Source organism: Butyrivibrio sp. AE2032, from assembly GCF_000702965.1.
This window is the reverse complement of sequence record NZ_JNLF01000004.1, coordinates 794,726-810,539: the sequence shown is the minus strand read 5'-3', so window position 1 is coordinate 810,539 and position 15,814 is coordinate 794,726. Positions and strand designations below refer to the sequence as shown.

The following is a 15,814-nucleotide window of genomic DNA, read 5'->3' as shown; positions in this document are numbered from 1 at the left end:
CCCGTGATACCGGTATCAGTTGAACCCGAAATGTCTTCTGGCGATCTTATAAGCCAAACGGTAAAGAGGATAGCTCATCCAGTGCGGCATCCTGCGCAGAGGCCTCATGGGATGACGGTAAAAGGGTCTGCTCATTATCCAGTTGTAGTAGACGGGACGCTTTTCCTTTATCTCATCCAGGAACGATTCCATCTGCGCGGCATCTTCCTTTGTGCCTAAACGGAGAAGGAAGGATACGGTCGCGAGCGTGACTATCTCGGTATAGTAGTAAAGATATTCCTTCTTTGCGGGATTGGTTATCTGATCCACCTGGAGAGCATAGAGCATGAGCCTGTTGACCTTGAGCTGCTGGTCCATGCGGCTGAGCATGACCTTCTCATTGACCGACTGGTCTTCACGGCCGATAAAATAACGGTATAGATCGACATCGAGATAGTACATCTTCTCAACATGGATCATGGGGTAACAGACGAAAAGGTGGTCGACGTAGAAGGTGTGCTTCGGAAGGTCCATTCCGCTGTTCCTTGCGAGTTCGGTGCGGTAAGTTGCGGAATGCATGAGGATATAAGATCCCGTGGCGAACTTTCCGACTTCATCCCAGCCGAAGAGCCTGCCGATGGGGAGGTTCTTGCGGTAATCGATGGCGCAGCTCCTGCCTTCGTTGACCTTCTCGTATACATAGTTTGTGATAACAAGGTCGGCTGCTTTTGAAGGATCTCTCATTTCTTCGAGAACATCCAAAAGCTTGAGCAGGGAACTCTCATCGAGCCAGTCGTCAGAATCAAGGACTCTGTAATAAAGGCCGGTGGCATTCTTAAGACCGGTCATTACGGCATCTCCGTGACCGCCGTTTTCCTTGCTGATGAGACGGACGGCATCAGGATATTTACTTACGTATTCCAGAGCTATATCTGCCGTGCCGTCTGTTGAGCCGTCATCAACGACAAGGACCTCAACTTTATCCTTGCCCGGTAATAGACTGTCGATTGCTCTTCGCACATAATCCTGCGAATTAAAGCACGGGATTGCCACCGAAAGAAGTTTCTGCATTATCTAGTGAAATAACCTTTCCTCAAAAACCGATAGACATTATATCACCTGTATTCGAAATAAAATATTTAATTTTATTGAGGAAATGGCGGAGTTTAAGCCGTTAAAAACCCATTGCTTTGAGTTCTTTAACGACGCCGACATAGAATGCCGCAATGTCGCTTACTTCCGTATCGGAGGAGGGAAGGCGGGAGGTGAATCTTCTGCGTCTCAGGTCCACAACATCGGCATGGGAGATGCCGCGTCGCGTGGATGAAGTGTGCACTCCCTTGAAGTTTGCCCAGCGTGAAGATGCTACAGAGACCATGCCGTCGTTCTCTCCGTCAAATCTGCTGACGACGGGGAAGGTGATGCAGAATACCGGATCCGAGAATGCGCTCTCGCACTTGAAAGCGTAGCTCTGGCAGTAGATCCCTTCGGGAGCTGGATTGTCGATGTCGAACTGCTCTGCCGTTCCGGTTGTCAGGATATCAAAACATTTATAGCTGTCGGGATGTTTGTCGCCGAGGATCTTCATCCACAGATCGGTTCCCCATGCAGCCGTCTTTACCATCCATTTAGGACTTTTCATGAGAAAGTCGATGGTGTGCGACCCGTGGTGGGGAGTGTCTATTGTCGTGATGGATGCGATCTTATCCTGATAGCCGTGGTTTACGAGATACTTCGCCTCGAGCCCGCCCTTGGAATGGGCGAGGATGTTCACTTTGTCGGCTCCGGTGACCCTGAGTGCCTCATCGAGGCTTTTTGCGATCGTGTCGGCGTTGCTCTCTATTGATCCTACGGAATCCTGGTTGCCGAAGAAAACACGGGCACCAAGGGATTCCAGTGTCTTCGGGACTCTGCCCCAGTAGCACAGATGCTTTCTGTCACGGAATCCCATTCCGTGGACCATGAGTAACGGGTATCTGAGATCACAATCGCTGCCCATAAGTTAAAGCTTCCCCTTAGTATTCTGTACTTTAAGGGAAGTATAACGCGGTATTATACAATGTTCAATACTGAATTTTGTTTAAGAGCCCTTTTCCGCAATATTGCCACAGCCTGACCGCTTATCGCGCAGTACTTTGAGCGCAACAAAGGCGATCACGAGACCTATGGCTGTTACCGCAAGGCTCACGGTAAGCATGAAGTGAGGTCCTTTTATGTCGAGAAGACGTCCGCACACAAGGCTCGAGAATACTCCGCCAAGGGTAATGGAGACGTTGATGTAAGCCTGGCCTTTGACCTGATCGAGTCTAGCCATGGTCTGATTTACGAAGTAGGCGGATACCGGGATGAAGACGGCATAGGCAAGCATCTGCATCGCCTGACTGATGTAGACCAGCACCATGTTGGGCGCGATGAGCATGAGAAGCGTCTTTACGAGAAAAGCGGTGCCCGAGATGAGGAGCAGGTTCTTTACGGAGATCTTCTTCATTATCTTATCTATCAGAGCCATGGTCGGGAGCTCGAGAAGTGCAGCGATGAATACCGCTGTGCCCATGGATGCCTCGGTACCTCCCAACGGTGTGATTATCTGGATCATGTAGTCGTTTATCGCATTGTGGGCGAAGAAAAAACATACGGCGCCAAGGACGAAGAGCATGAATCCGGGATAAGTCTTTATGAAGCTGAAGAGGTTGTTGTGGGCTACCTCAGTACCGTGAACTTCTGCGGCTTTGACTTCGGGTTTCTTAAAGAAATAGAGTACGATCAGTGCTATCGCCAGGAAGATGATGTCCAGGATCATGAGGATGCTTACTCCGAACCTTCCGATCGCCATGCCGGTAAAGACCGATGTTACGGCAAATCCGGCCGACCCTAAACCTCTTGCAAGGCCGTAGTAGATATGGCATCCCGCGGCCTCGTATTCGAAATACATGGCCGTGATTATCGGCTGATAGACCATCTGGATCATATAGATGAGCGCGAATATGATGAAAATTACAGCAATCCCGTTCCTGATGATGAGCAGGAGGACCGAGCCTATGAGCAGCAGTGCGGTGGATGCCATCGACACGTTGCGGTTGGTGAGCTTACCTTGTTTGTCGATCAGCCCGGCGATGAGAGGCTGGAAGATGACCGAAAGGATATTGGCAAGTGCGAGAGTGATGCCTATCAGCGTGTTTGAGAAACCTTTTTCGAGCAGAAAGACCGACGCATAAGCGTGGATCCCGCTGTATACGGCAAAATAGGTAGCGTTGATGATGATGTATCTTAAAGTCCAGTATCTCTTGGTACCTGGCATAAGCGCCTCTTCTTTCTAAATTGCGAAAGCCGGGATCTTAACATATTATTATGATCGGTAAACTGCTTTCAGGCTGAATAAATGATAACAGGGTGAAGATATGGAATATATTAGAATTCTTGGGGAGCTTATCGCCAATCCGTTATTGGATTTTCTCATGGCATTCGTGGGAATGCTGATCGTTTCGCTCCTCATGATGCTCCTTCAGCTGGCATTCTTCAAACTGTTCAAGTTAAAACTCCAGTATATAGAACTGTTCGGTTTTAAGTTTTCCAAGCCGGAGCAGGGAAAGTGGGAATACAGGGGCCACAGGAACAAATTCGGTTTTGAAGCGGCTTTCAATTTAGATCTGAAGGCATGTGCCGGTATGGACAACAAAAAGATGGTCTCATATGAATACGGCTTTATCCTGACAAGCACGATATCCTGTTTGATTATTTCTGTCATTATCTGCACGGTCTGCTGGATCAATGCTTTCAGGATATCTCCCTGGTTCGCGGCATCTGTCGTCTTTCTTACCGGTTTCTGGACATTGATGTTTGGCTGCGGAAGGCTCATCGTTGCTTTAATATCCATTGCAAAAACAAGTTCGAAGAAAACATTAGGCGGCTATGCGTCACAGGCATACGGGATGCTCAGGTCCGGTATTCCCTATGAGAGAATGGATCTGAGACCAGTCAGGGAATTGAATTTCCGGAATGTGTGGGATGCCGAGAAGATAACATATTTCCCGATCTATTTCGCATATCTTGATGCAAACGGGAAATATGATCTGATGCCGGAAGCTGTTGCCGGCATCGAGAGCATACTCAAACCCGGAAATACGTCGAAGCCTTATTTGATCGTATATTTTTATCTCGTCTTTTACTATTCGTATCATTATATCGTGCCGTCAAAGGCCAAGGAGTACTATCACAGGGCAGGGGATGCCATTGCCAGGGATAAAGATTCCGACGGTATGTGCCTGAAGGGATTTTACGAACTAAACTGCTTCGGAAATGTTGAAAAGGCGAAAGAATGCGCCGCGGCAGCCGTAGCGAAGATCGAAGATTATCCATCTGCTGTCGAAAAGGAATACTGGAGAAACAACATCGCGAAGCTCAATAACGCGATAAACAATTTCCGCGGATGAACCCTGTCTTTATCTTTTTACCAAACACAGAGCAGAAAGTAATATAAATAAAACAACATAATTAACAAATTTGACACAAAGTCGCCACAATTGCAGTCCGCTATGCTATACTCTTTAATAAATTAGGAGGCATATCGTGAGCAAAAGATTTGTTAACAGCGCAGTCAGATTATTAAGTGGTGTTGCAGCCGCTGTTTTCGTTGCCTCACATCTTATGTTTCCTGTCAGTGCGGATTCATACAGCGGCATTTCCATTGACGGTGATTTCAGTGACTGGGACAGCGTCGTAAAGTATGACGCGCTCGGCAATACGAGTTTTGTCAATCAGGTCGCAATGGTCTGGGACGGAGACTGGGTTTACATCTATCTCGATGAAGTGCAGCAGAATTCTGCAACCTGGTCCGGTGCTAAGACCGACGGTAAGTTCGTTATCAAGACGGACCTCAATCAGGATCTCGTCGTCGCTTTGTATAACAACGGCGCCAACGGAAACAGGGTAGAGGTAACACAGCCCGATTCCGATCTTTACCTGTCTGATACAAACGGCAAGGTCAAGGTTGCTTTCAACAGCGATTATTCGACCTGGGGTGAGCCTTCTCTCATGGAGATTGCCATTCCTGCTGACGCCCTTCCCCAATATAGTTCCACGATCAGTTTCGGTTATTACCTTGGCAACATTCTCATTTCAGATGTTGCCGATTCAAGCGGATTGTCAGGCGGAGCAACACCTACACCCGGCCCCCATAATGACGGTTCCGGAATAGTTATTGACGGCGAATATCATGACTGGGATTATTATCCCGTAACCACAATCGAATACGATACCGCAGGTACTAATAACTCGCATCCCGACGCGAGAGGCTCGATCCTTTCGAGAGACGGCAAGGCCTATGTCCACTGTGTAACAAATTATTTCGCTGAGCAGGATACAGGCTTCAGATACGGTGCGGAATTCCTGGAAGTAATCGTTCATCTGGGCGATACGTTTACGATGCTCAAAGCTGTAAAGATCGGTCCGAACGGCGGTCTCGACTGGAAGGCCGAATACAATTCCCAGCCTTACGGAGAGCATCATTTCGCATTGTTCTATTCCGGTGACGCCGAGCTTTCCACGAACATCAACAACATTTCACAATATGATACTTACCTTGGTGACATGTATATCGAGGTTGGAGAATATCAGAACCAGACGGAATTCTGGTTTGACGTAGAGAAACTGGCAGAAAGAGCCAATGTGAGCCTGACGGAGGCAACGAACATCAGAGTCCGTTTCCACAGAATCGGAAGAGAGACGCTCAGGTGTTCGGGCATCTCGACAGGTCCTGCATTTGTCGCGCTCCTGTCGACCGTAGCAGTCGGTTCGTATCTGACCATTAATCGCAGAAAGAAGGCCTGATGATATATCTTATCGCTGCCGCTGCAATCGCGCTGTGGGTATGGCTCCTTCTTGTTCTTAAAAAAGCTGAGCTCAGATTTTGGAAATATATTGTCGGAGCCTGCGGATTATTCCTTATTTTATTGATTCTTGTCAGGCCGTGGCTCATGATGCCGCTTGCGAGGCTCGTCGCCGCGATCGCCGGAATATTCGGTAAGGTAACCGGGTTTTATCAGGCTTATTACAGATACGGCGTAATATTCATCGAATCCGCCAAGGGAGCCATAACCGTTAACATCGACCTGGAGTGTTCGGGAATAATCGAGATATCGGCTTTTGTCTCGCTGCTTACTTTCTATGAGGTCTACAATATCCCGGAGCGTATCTATGTCGGAATAATCGGAACGCTTTATACACTCCTTACAAATGCTTTCAGGATCTCCGTCATCTGCACGATGATCCATTTCCTCGGGACGGATTACTACTATGCAGCCCACACCATCATCGGAAGGATGATCTTCTATGCGCTTCAGGTCATACTGTATTTCTTTGTATTCACGAAGCCGCATGTCATGAGGATGAAGACCGGAGATTTCGGTTATAACAAAAAGGACGAGACCGTTAAGAGCGGGGGAGATGCCACATGAACAACATAATGACACAGCTCCTTAACCCGTTCTTTTACTGGCTTGCCTGGATAATCATCCCGCTTATTGTCGAGGTTATCCCTTCGATAGGTTCGTTCTTTGTCCTGCTCCATCAGAAGCATAAGCACAAGAAACTTACGGAGCCGGCCATCTGGCCTGACATCGTGCTCATAATCCCCGTTTACAATTCCGAGAACAGCCTGGAGGCATGTCTCGAGTCAGTCAACGCATGCGATTATCCGAATGAGCATATCGAAGTCTACCTCGTCAACAACATGAGTTCGGACAGGAGCTTTGAGGCATTTGCCAGGGCACAGGAAAGATACCCCGCGCTCCGCATGAACTGGCTGAATTCGGGCCAGGGCAAATCAAGAGCTTTGAACCTCGCCATCTATAACAGTAAAGGCGTTTATCTTATCAACATCGACTCAGACGGTTATCTCGAGAAGAGCGCTCTCAAGAACATGATCCTCTATCTTGAGAATCACCGTGAGTTCACGTGTCTTACGGGAACGATCCTCATCAGGCCCGAAAAGATCGAAGAATACAAGACATTTAAATCCAGACTCTTAAGAAGGATAGAGTTTGCCGAGTATGCACAGGCTTTCCTCGCGGGCAGGAATTACGCTTCCGAGACGAATACCATGTATACGCTGTCGGGTGCTTTCTCCGCATTCAGGATGAGCTCCATCCGTAAGTCCCATCTTTATAACACGGAGACCATCTCGGAGGATACCGAGATCACTTTCCAGATGAGGTACATACAGAAGCAGAAGGTCGGCATATGCTCCGATGCGATCTATTTTACCGATCCGATCGAAGGAGTCGACAAGCTCTATACGCAGCGTCAGAGATGGCAGAGAGGATCTCTTGAGGTCGCAAGGCTCTATCCCCAGAGCAAACTCAGGCCGTGGAGATTCTTAAGAGACACGAATGTACACACGCTTCTCTTTGACCATACTTTCGCTTTCCCGAGAATGATCTGGTATCTTGCGCTGGTCGTTCTCATGGTCTACGGCTTCTCGAGCACGACGGTACTGATATCCATGGGTGCGATATTCCTTTTCTACATTCTGTGCGGATATCTTTATTTCTATATAGGACAGTATCTATTAAAGCCGTTCCCCGAGACGCGGAAATACTATCTGAAGAGATGGGGCGAGGTGGCTCTGCTGCCGTTCTATAACTTTGTTGTCTTCTTTATCAGACTCGCGGGAATAATCAACAGCATCAATACCAGAAGCAGCTGGAAGACCGATACTCTTACCAGGGAAGCGGATAAGTTCCGCGTTGCCGTCAGACAGATGCTCGGCAAAGTATCCAAGGCGATAAAAAGATTGACGGAACTTGTCAATTACGAGGGGAAATATAATGAATAAGAAATACAGGAAAACACTGATACTGGTAACCGTGGCGGTTCTTGTGACAGCCGCTCTCTGTGCCTCTTTTGCGGTATGGCAGCTACATAATTACGAGCAGGGTGTTGCCGAGCTCTATGCGCAGGAACAGGACGGATATGTCGAGATCGTTGCAAGACAGATCGAGCTTTACGGTGATATCGCCGGCGACAAGTTCGTTGAGGATACGATCGAAATGCTCGACTCCACCTCACAGCGTTACTGGACACTCGATAACTCCGAATACTTCCTTTTCGTTAAGAGTATCAGCGAGACCAATGTATATAAGACTTTCTCGACGGATACCTTCTATAACACCCAGAGCGCACAGGACTTCCTGGCTACTCTGTACAAGGGAACGGTAAGACACTCGATCATAACGCTTGAAGGCGTTAAGTATGTCGCTTCGGGAATAATCTTTGAATACGACGGCACGGAATACAGACTCTGTCTGCTCACGGATTATGATGTAATGCTTACTAACAATGCTTATCTGAGCAGCAAACTGTATCTTCTCATTGTCTTTATCTTCCTTATCGCACTCCTTGTTATCGCAGTCATCTACTTTGCCGCAAGACTCATCGAGGCAAGGAAAAAGGTCGACAGTATCGTTAATGTCAATACTGAACTGAATAACTATATCGACTTCCTTGATAATGTCATCATGGGAAGAAACCAGGCTTCTATCATTTCCGGAGAAGGAAAGATATTGAGACTTCTCCACAGGATCGATGACAGAAGAATGTATCCGTGCTCGTTCATCAGGATAAGACTCGCGACTGAAGCCATGATGAACTTCCATTCCGTCAACAGCAAGAAGCTGGGCGAGAATGTGGTCTGGATCAGATACCGCAATGACGGATTCCTGCTCCTGTTCGGCGGCTGCAGTGCTGAAAGGGCCATGCAGTTATTTGAGCAGGCAGTACCGAGGGATTCGATCCCTGAAGATGCGGTCGCCTATTCCGCAGATGAGAAAATGAGCGCTTCGGAAGTTTATGAAACATTGACCAAAGTATGAGGGAGGATGAATAAATGATCAGATATTACAGAATCAAAGCGTATCTCAATGCGAGCCACTTCGTCGTTTTCGACGGCAAGAAGGGCAATGTGCATCCTCATACATGGGAATTCGTTGCGACTGTCTACACGACAGGCGACAACATCATTAAGTTTACCGAGCCTGAAAACCTGATAATGAAGGTTTTCGAGCCTTATCAGAATCAGGTTCTGAACCATGTCGAACCGTTCAGCGCGATCATTCCTTCGCTCGAGAACATGACAGAGTTCTTTGCAAGTCAGATCTCCGAGGCGGTAAGACCGATAGAGTATCACCTGAGAAGATTTGAGGGAAGTGAGACGCCTGTCAGAACATACGGTGTAAGGTTCCCTGAGGCAGACGGAATAGATGACGGAAATGCGGCTGATGAAGTTGAAGTCGCCATTTCGAGACTGGAGAAGGGTTTTGGAGCCGAGAACTAAGAAAATCATAACAGCGGGGATCAGCATCCTTATCAACCTGATCATAGCGTGCGGCATCATCTGGGCCGTAAGCCGCAGTTTTGTCTTATTCAAAGGATCGGATTCGATGTATCACGTTTACCGTGGAGACTGGATCCTCAAGTCCGTTGAGTCGGGCGATGTCTGGCCTTTGTATAATCCGGTCTGGTATAACGGCGTCGAGCTGATGCGTTACTGGCCGCCGGTCACGGCATACCTTATGGCTTTCTGCCAGTTTATTGCAAGGTCGATGCCGTTCCTGTTTCCGTCCAATTACGTAATCGAGGGCTTTGCGGTTTTCTGCGGAGTCATATATCTTCTCGGTGCGTTAACCTGGAATATTGCCGGCTTTATAAAGAACAGACCGGTGCTCGGTGTTGTATTCGGAGTGTTCTGGTTCTTTATGCCTCAGAGCTCTTATGTCCTTTTTACGGAAGGCAATCTCCCGAGAGTCCTCATCATGTCATTATTCCCGCTGGCATTTATATTTATCAACGAATATCTGAAAAAGGGCGGGCTGAAGAATTTTATCGGTACGGCCGTATCATTCTTCGCGATGTGCGCATGCCACGTGGGCTACACGGGCATGGTCGCTTTAGCTTGCCTCATGTATCTCATCATTTACAGGCTCTGCTGCTTTACCGGCATGGGAAAGCTTCAGAAGTCAGGGAAGAGGGACCTGGAACTCATCGGTGCCGTCATAACCGGTTTCCTTTTGAGCGGTATTTTCCTTCTTCCGGCTCTTAAGGGCGGACTTGCATCGAACACTTCAAATGCCAGCCAGGCAGCTGAGTCGTTTTTCCAGAGTCTGTTTATTTCCCTTAATCCCGTAGGCAAGATACAGAAAGGTTATTCCTCATCTTATTTCGGGATCATCTCGTTCCTGCTTGCCGTTCTGGGAACTTTAACGGGCAAGAAGCGTTCGCGCGCAGGTTTTATCACCGCGATAATCATCGTCTTTATGACGTCGGAATCCATAGCACCGATCATCAAGGCTCTGCCGGGCGGATCTCTCCTGTGGATGATGCGTTTCTTCCAGATCGCCCAGGCCATGATACTTTATTCCATGCTCGAATGGGACAGCCTTAAAAAGCCGGTCCTTGCGGTTGCTGCAACACTTTTGGCATTGGATTGCGGAGTGGCTGTGTCAACTTACCTGCCGCAGGTCAATAACTCTTATGGAAAGAACTACTTCGAGGAGATGGCGGAGACCACGCTGCTCGGTGAAGCCAAGGAGATGACCGAGAACAGGATCGCCATGATCGACAGTGGCAAGGTCATTGTTAACGGCGTATTCTACCTTACGGATTATAACGGTACGGTCAATCAGCTGTTCGGACAGGGCTGGGAAGCTGCATCGACATCGCTTCAGATAGCTCAGATAAACGAAGCATTTGATACCGGATATTACTATTTTATGTTTGACAGACTTCTCGAGTTCGGATGCGATACCGTGCTCGTTAAAAAGGATTCTGCTGCCGTCGTTCCTTATAATGAGATAGAAGCTGATGAGGCGGCTCTCGAAAGGGGATACGAGAAGGTTTCTGACAACGGTCCTTATGCCGTATATCACCATAAGGATGTTACGGGCACATACGGCACGGTCAGCACTTTCGAAGGTGTTGCAATAGGAAACGGCGCTTACTACATCTCCATGATGTTCCCTGCGATAGCAGAAGCTCCGAGTGAATTTATTGACGACTTTACGCTCGATGAACTCAAGAGTTACAGGGTTATTTATCTCGACGGCTTTAAGTATCATGATGTCCATGCTGCGGAAGACCTTATCACCAAGGCAGCCGAAGCCGGGACAAAGGTATTTGTGCTCGCTGACGGCATACCCGAGAACAAGGAGAGCAGGACTAACAGGTTCCTTGATGTCGAATGTCATTCCGTTGAGTTTGACAACGGTTTCCCGAAGCTCGAGACCAGAGATCTCGGAGACTTTGAGATCGCGCTGTTCCCTGAGGAGTGCAAGAACTGGAAGACCGTATATTTCAACGGTGCCACCGAAGTGCTCGGATGGTCTGAGGTGCTCGGGGAGAAACTCGTATTCTGGGGTAAGGGTACGAACGATAACATCAACTTCATCGGATTTAATCTCACATATTACTATGCGCTCACCAGGGACAGAAGCATCGGTACGCTTCTGCGTGACGTCGTAACGACCGGTGAGAATAATCTTCCTGAAAGAAGAGTTGTCCCGATAGATATCGAATACGGCGAGAATTCGATTACGATCAACTCACCTGAGGATGACGTCAACACCTCTCTGGCTGATCATGACATCTTCAACGGCGATTACCGTGCGTTCAACAGACTCGTTCATGTGGACAGCGGAAAGACCGAGATAACGTTCCACTATCCCTACCTCCTGCAGGGCAGTCTCATGTCTTTCGCAGGCATTGTTTTCGGAGGCATAATGGTGGCATTCATAAAGCGCAGAAAGCATGCTTAAAACATATAGATAACGGTCTATGTGTTAACGTGGAACCGTTTCTGATAACAGAAAAATGCTTTGATATTTGCGTAAATGCTTTGACATCTCACTCTGTCACCAATATTATTATGTGGGTAAATAAAGTGTATTCAGAGTAGCCGTTCGGAGGCGTGATTATTATATGCAAGAAGTAGATGTTTGGGCGGCTTTAGTAGAGCTTTGCGCCGGCATGGCGCTGTTCCTGTACAGCGTAAAGATCACCAGCGGAAGTTTACAGACGATAGCGGGAGACAAGTTAAAGAATGTCCTTGCCAAACTCACGGGCAACAGGATCATGGGAGTTGCCGTCGGCGCCGGCATCACGGCCCTGATACAGTCTTCTACAGCCACCTCGGTAATGGCGGTGGGATTCGTCAATGCCGGACTCATGAACCTCTATCAGGCACTCTGGGTCATCATGGGTGCAAATATCGGTACAAACATCACCGCTCAGCTCATAGCTTTCGATGTCGGAGCTTTTGCCCCGATCGTAGCTCTCCTCGGCACATTCTTCTGTCTCCTTACGAAGGACAAGAAATTAAGGAGCATCGGTGAGGCTGTTGCCGGACTCGGTTTTATCTTTGTGGCCATGTCCCTCATGAAGGAATCCATGGCGCCTCTGAGCGAGATGGATATCGTAAAAGAGATATTCTCGTCTATCAATAATCCTTTCATCGGCATTATCGTAGGCATCATATTTGTTATCATCATTCAGAGTTCTGCCGCAGGAGTCGGCGTGCTGCAGGCAATGGCGATGTCTGCTTCCGGTGCCCAGCTCATTACTCTCGAGCAGGCGATGTTCATCATCTTCGGACTTAATATCGGCACCTGCGTAACAGCAGTATTTGCATCGATCGGCGGCTCGCGCAATGCGACCAGGGCAGGCATGCTCCACATGCTTTTCAACGTAATCGGAACCGCGATCTTCACGTTAGCTTACTATCTGCTCCCTATAGCCGATTGGGTAAGAGCCCTGTCTCCCAATGACGTTGCCAGACAGTTTGCAAACATGCACCTTGTATTTAACCTTGCTTCGACGATAATCCTGCTTCCTTTCGGAACGCTTATAGTCAAGCTCGTCAAGATAATAGTTCCCGACAAGCGCGGGGATGAGGCAGGCGTACAGTGCCTTAAATACCTTAACCCCAACATGATCAGCAACAATAACCAGGTAGGTACCGAGGTCCTTATCAGGGCTCTCTGCAATGAGACCAGCAGGATGCTCGAGATGGCCGGGAAAAATGTTCAGATGAGCATAGAGGCCGTCCTCGAAAACAGCGAGAAGACGCAGGAGACGATAAACGAGACGGAGGAGTATGTCGACTATCTCAACAAGGAAATCTCATACTACATATCTCATGCCATGGTCTTCGACATGTCCGAAAAGGATGCCGTCGCAATGAGCGCGCTGTTTAAGATAACGGGAAATATCGAGAGAATGGGCGACCACGCGACAAACATCTCCGGTTATGCCAATCTGCTTGAGAGTAAGGGATTAAGGCTCTCTGACAAGGCAAGGGCGGAAGTAAGCCAGATGGTAAAGACCACGAAGGAAGCTTATGACGTTCTCCTCGGCAGCAAGCCGGGTTCCGTACACATCAAGATGGCCAAGATGGAACAGAAGATCGATGACATGACAGACGACTACAGAGAACATCAGCTCGAGAGACTTAAGTCGGGGGTTTGCTCCGGAGACGCCTGCGTAATCTATTCCGAGATGCTTACTGATTTCGAGCGTCTCGGAGATCACATGCTCAACATCGCAGAGGCAGCTGCCGAGTCCAATCTCATCTCACTTAAGGTACCTGAAGAGATCGATGCGGAAGAGAAGGGAAAGGCAAAGGGTAAGCCTGCTGCCGCCAAAGCGTAAAGATTCCTGTTAGGTGCCGGAGACGGAGAACAAGATGAGCGGATCAAGTGAAAACGTAGTAAATGTAGTTCTTTTCGAACCCGAGATCCCGCAGAATACGGGAAACATAATGCGCACCTGTGTCGCAGCAGGCGCAGTCCTTCACATAATAGGTCCTGTGGGATTTGATATCGATAATCCCGAGTTCAGGAGAGCATCCACAAATCACATCACCTGGGCTGATTATACGCTCTATGATTCATGGAGCGATTTTGCGTCAAAGAATGACGGTGAGTATTTTTTCATGACTCGTTACGGCAAAGTGCCGCCTTCCGATATCGATTTCCGCGAGGCTGCAAAGAGGTCGAAGATATACCTGATATTCGGCAAAGAAAGTACGGGAATACCGGGAGAGATATTAAGAGCTAATCTCGACAGATGTTTCAGGATCCCGATGAATGCCGACTGCAGATGCTTAAATCTTTCCAATGCCTGTGCGGTTGCCATTTACGAAGCTCTCAGGCAGCTGGACTATCCCGGTCTTTCCATGACCGAGGAGCAGAAAGGCGAAGACTTCCTGGAGCAGAATTACTCATACGACGAGACTCTCAGGAAAAAGCGTCCTTAACAAAAACGGCAGCCGTTCCCGAAGGAACAGACTGCCGAAAAAGCCTTTTTGATATAAAGTGATCAGCCGATCTCAAAAGTGCATGCGTCGATAAGAAGAACTCCGCTCACATATCCTTTGTCAGTCGTAACAAAGTCACCGTCGATGTAATAATCATCGGAGTTGTAGGTGTAGTTGTCCGAATAAGATGTGCTGTAAAGATCGTCATTATAAGATGCCATGGCTTCGTCCCAAGCTTCATCCCATGCATCGCCGAATTCATTGCCGACTTCTTCTCCGACGGGTTTCCAAAGGAATTCGAAAATGAGAGCACAGGATACGGCACCGATGATAGTGAGGATAAGACCTGCTATGGCCTTGCCCTTGCCGCCGGCGTTCTTCTTGACAAGACCCAGGATCGAGAAGAGCAGTCCGAAGAATCCCAAAACATAAGGGAGGACCGGGATCCAGCCAAAGATGAAAGTGAGGATGCCGAATATAAGACCTGCTGTCGCAAATCCGTTAGAACGGAGCGCAGGTTTTGTCTGGATAACCGGAGACTGCTGATATACAGGCTGCTGGTAAGAAGGCTGCTGATAAACGGGTTGGACCGGCTGTGCAACAGGCTGGACAGGCTGTGCTGCTACAGGCTGCTGATATACAGGCGTTACAGGCACCGGTTGAGCCGCCGGCTGCTGATAAACGGGCTGAACGGGTACAGGCTGAACTGGTGCGGGCTGTGCCTGTTGTACGGGTTGAGCCTGTTGTACGGGCTGTGCTGCCGGCTGGGGAGCGGGTGATCCGCAGTTAGCGCAGTAAGCCTGACCGTCCGGAATGAAGCTTCCACATGATTCACAATACATATCTATCCCCTCCTGATCGTGATCTGTCTTTTGAAGACAGAATGGTTCAAATGTGTTCCTCATAAAATTTTAACATATATCAGCGAAAAATACGCTGATATATCAGAGGATAGTCGAATCAGGATACGTAATCCGTATCGTAAGTCTGGTAGGAAGCCGCAGCCTGTTCTGCCTTATCAATATATGAATTCAAAGATGTGGAGAAAAGCGCTCCGATATATACGATACTTATGAGCGATCCTAAGATGGACATTATAAGTCCGGCTATAGCGGCTCCTTTTTTGCCGGCATTTTTCTTTGCGATCCCCACGATGGAGCATATCAGTCCGACAAGACCGAATACCCATACAAGGAACGGAACCCAGCAAAAACAGATCGTAAGTATGCCGAAGACCAGACCGACTACGGCTGCGCCATTGGAAGATCTTGCGGGAGGTGTCTGGACTATGACGACAGGCTGGGGTGCAGGCTGGTAAACAGGCTGATAGACCGGCTGCTGATAAACGGGCTGAGCAGGCTGTTGATAAACAGGTTGCTGATAAACAGGCTGATAGACAGGCTGAGCGGTTTGCTGTACAACCGGCTGGGGTTCTGCCTGGGGAGCCTGTGCTCCGCAAGTGGGGCAGACTGCCTGACCTTCAGGAATGAAACTTCCGCATGATTCACAATACATAACTTTTTCCTCCAAAGA

The 15,814-nt window shown here is 48.4% G+C and carries 14 protein-coding genes; 9 read left to right on the top strand and 5 right to left on the bottom strand.

Going from position 1 to position 15,814, the window contains the following annotated elements:
• Nucleotides 1–15 precede the first annotated feature (15 nt).
• The 3 genes from BO18_RS17630 to BO18_RS17620 all read right to left on the bottom strand — a co-directional run bounded on the left by BO18_RS17630 (nucleotide 16) and on the right by BO18_RS17620 (nucleotide 3,277).
• A complete protein-coding gene (locus BO18_RS17630; RefSeq protein ID WP_034448457.1) occupies nucleotides 16–1,050 on the bottom strand; it encodes a glycosyltransferase family 2 protein in 1,035 nt (344 codons plus the stop codon).
• A gap of 103 nt (nucleotides 1,051–1,153) precedes the next feature.
• On the bottom strand, nucleotides 1,154–1,978 hold the full coding sequence (locus BO18_RS17625) for an esterase/lipase family protein (protein WP_051688897.1): 825 nt from the start codon (nucleotides 1,976–1,978) through the stop codon (nucleotides 1,154–1,156).
• 81 nt (nucleotides 1,979–2,059) lie between these two features.
• The gene (locus tag BO18_RS17620; RefSeq protein ID WP_051688896.1) at nucleotides 2,060–3,277 is read right to left on the bottom strand and encodes an MFS transporter; all 1,218 of its coding nucleotides are present in this window, start codon (nucleotides 3,275–3,277) and stop codon (nucleotides 2,060–2,062) included.
• A gap of 100 nt (nucleotides 3,278–3,377) precedes the next feature.
• On the opposite strand from BO18_RS17620, the gene BO18_RS17615 reads away from it, so the two are divergent.
• The 9 genes from BO18_RS17615 to BO18_RS17575 all read left to right on the top strand — a co-directional run bounded on the left by BO18_RS17615 (nucleotide 3,378) and on the right by BO18_RS17575 (nucleotide 14,281).
• On the top strand, nucleotides 3,378–4,409 hold the full coding sequence (locus BO18_RS17615) for a hypothetical protein (protein WP_034448455.1): 1,032 nt from the start codon (nucleotides 3,378–3,380) through the stop codon (nucleotides 4,407–4,409).
• Nucleotides 4,410–4,545: 136 nt separating this feature from the next.
• On the top strand, nucleotides 4,546–5,805 hold the full coding sequence (locus BO18_RS17610; RefSeq protein ID WP_034448454.1) for a Firmicu-CTERM sorting domain-containing protein: 1,260 nt from the start codon (nucleotides 4,546–4,548) through the stop codon (nucleotides 5,803–5,805).
• On the top strand, nucleotides 5,805–6,431 hold the full coding sequence (gene xrtG / locus BO18_RS17605; RefSeq protein ID WP_034448452.1) for an exosortase family protein XrtG: 627 nt from the start codon (nucleotides 5,805–5,807) through the stop codon (nucleotides 6,429–6,431). The genes BO18_RS17610 and xrtG overlap by 1 nt, the downstream gene beginning before the upstream one ends.
• Complete coding sequence (locus BO18_RS17600; RefSeq protein ID WP_034448450.1) at nucleotides 6,428–7,810, top strand: TIGR03111 family XrtG-associated glycosyltransferase; 1,383 nt, start codon at nucleotides 6,428–6,430, stop codon at nucleotides 7,808–7,810. The genes xrtG and BO18_RS17600 overlap by 4 nt, the downstream gene beginning before the upstream one ends.
• Nucleotides 7,803–8,846, top strand: coding sequence for a hypothetical protein (locus BO18_RS17595; RefSeq protein ID WP_034448449.1), 1,044 nt, complete (start codon nucleotides 7,803–7,805; stop codon nucleotides 8,844–8,846). The genes BO18_RS17600 and BO18_RS17595 overlap by 8 nt, the downstream gene beginning before the upstream one ends.
• Nucleotides 8,847–8,860: 14 nt before the next feature.
• Nucleotides 8,861–9,307, top strand: a complete 447-nt coding sequence (locus BO18_RS17590; RefSeq protein WP_051688895.1) for a 6-carboxytetrahydropterin synthase — start codon at nucleotides 8,861–8,863, stop codon at nucleotides 9,305–9,307.
• Nucleotides 9,291–11,783, top strand: a complete 2,493-nt coding sequence (locus BO18_RS17585; RefSeq protein WP_034448448.1) for a 6-pyruvoyl-tetrahydropterin synthase-related protein — start codon at nucleotides 9,291–9,293, stop codon at nucleotides 11,781–11,783. The genes BO18_RS17590 and BO18_RS17585 overlap by 17 nt, the downstream gene beginning before the upstream one ends.
• A gap of 163 nt (nucleotides 11,784–11,946) precedes the next feature.
• Nucleotides 11,947–13,674: a Na/Pi cotransporter family protein gene (locus tag BO18_RS17580; RefSeq protein WP_051688894.1), complete on the top strand. Its 1,728-nt coding sequence runs from the start codon at nucleotides 11,947–11,949 to the stop codon at nucleotides 13,672–13,674.
• 34 nt (nucleotides 13,675–13,708) lie between these two features.
• Nucleotides 13,709–14,281, top strand: a complete 573-nt coding sequence (locus tag BO18_RS17575) for a tRNA (cytidine(34)-2'-O)-methyltransferase (protein ID WP_034448446.1) — start codon at nucleotides 13,709–13,711, stop codon at nucleotides 14,279–14,281.
• 62 nt (nucleotides 14,282–14,343) lie between these two features.
• Here the strand turns inward: BO18_RS17575 and BO18_RS17570 are convergent, their stop codons facing one another.
• Together BO18_RS17570 and BO18_RS33010 are read right to left on the bottom strand one after the other, a co-directional pair.
• Nucleotides 14,344–15,123 carry a DUF4190 domain-containing protein gene (locus BO18_RS17570; protein ID WP_034448444.1) on the bottom strand — a complete coding sequence of 260 codons (780 nt, stop codon included), beginning with the start codon at nucleotides 15,121–15,123 and terminating at the stop codon, nucleotides 14,344–14,346.
• Between the two features lie 118 nt (nucleotides 15,124–15,241).
• A complete protein-coding gene (locus tag BO18_RS33010; protein WP_051688893.1) occupies nucleotides 15,242–15,796 on the bottom strand; it encodes a DUF4190 domain-containing protein in 555 nt (184 codons plus the stop codon).
• Between the last annotated feature and the right edge of the window lie 18 nt (nucleotides 15,797–15,814).

Coding starts and splice junctions, on each gene's coding strand:
- BO18_RS17615 (WP_034448455.1), top strand. CDS start 3,378: ATGGAATATATTAGAATTCTTGGGGAGCTTATCGCCAATCCGTTATTG.
- BO18_RS17580 (WP_051688894.1), top strand. CDS start 11,947: ATGCAAGAAGTAGATGTTTGGGCGGCTTTAGTAGAGCTTTGCGCCGGC.
- BO18_RS17620 (WP_051688896.1), bottom strand. CDS start 3,277: ATGCCAGGTACCAAGAGATACTGGACTTTAAGATACATCATCATCAAC.
- BO18_RS17570 (WP_034448444.1), bottom strand. CDS start 15,123: ATGTATTGTGAATCATGTGGAAGCTTCATTCCGGACGGTCAGGCTTAC.
- BO18_RS17590 (WP_051688895.1), top strand. CDS start 8,861: ATGATCAGATATTACAGAATCAAAGCGTATCTCAATGCGAGCCACTTC.
- BO18_RS33010 (WP_051688893.1), bottom strand. CDS start 15,796: ATGTATTGTGAATCATGCGGAAGTTTCATTCCTGAAGGTCAGGCAGTC.
- BO18_RS17600 (WP_034448450.1), top strand. CDS start 6,428: ATGAACAACATAATGACACAGCTCCTTAACCCGTTCTTTTACTGGCTT.
- BO18_RS17595 (WP_034448449.1), top strand. CDS start 7,803: ATGAATAAGAAATACAGGAAAACACTGATACTGGTAACCGTGGCGGTT.
- BO18_RS17625 (WP_051688897.1), bottom strand. CDS start 1,978: ATGGGCAGCGATTGTGATCTCAGATACCCGTTACTCATGGTCCACGGA.
- xrtG (WP_034448452.1), top strand. CDS start 5,805: ATGATATATCTTATCGCTGCCGCTGCAATCGCGCTGTGGGTATGGCTC.
- BO18_RS17575 (WP_034448446.1), top strand. CDS start 13,709: ATGAGCGGATCAAGTGAAAACGTAGTAAATGTAGTTCTTTTCGAACCC.
- BO18_RS17630 (WP_034448457.1), bottom strand. CDS start 1,050: ATGCAGAAACTTCTTTCGGTGGCAATCCCGTGCTTTAATTCGCAGGAT.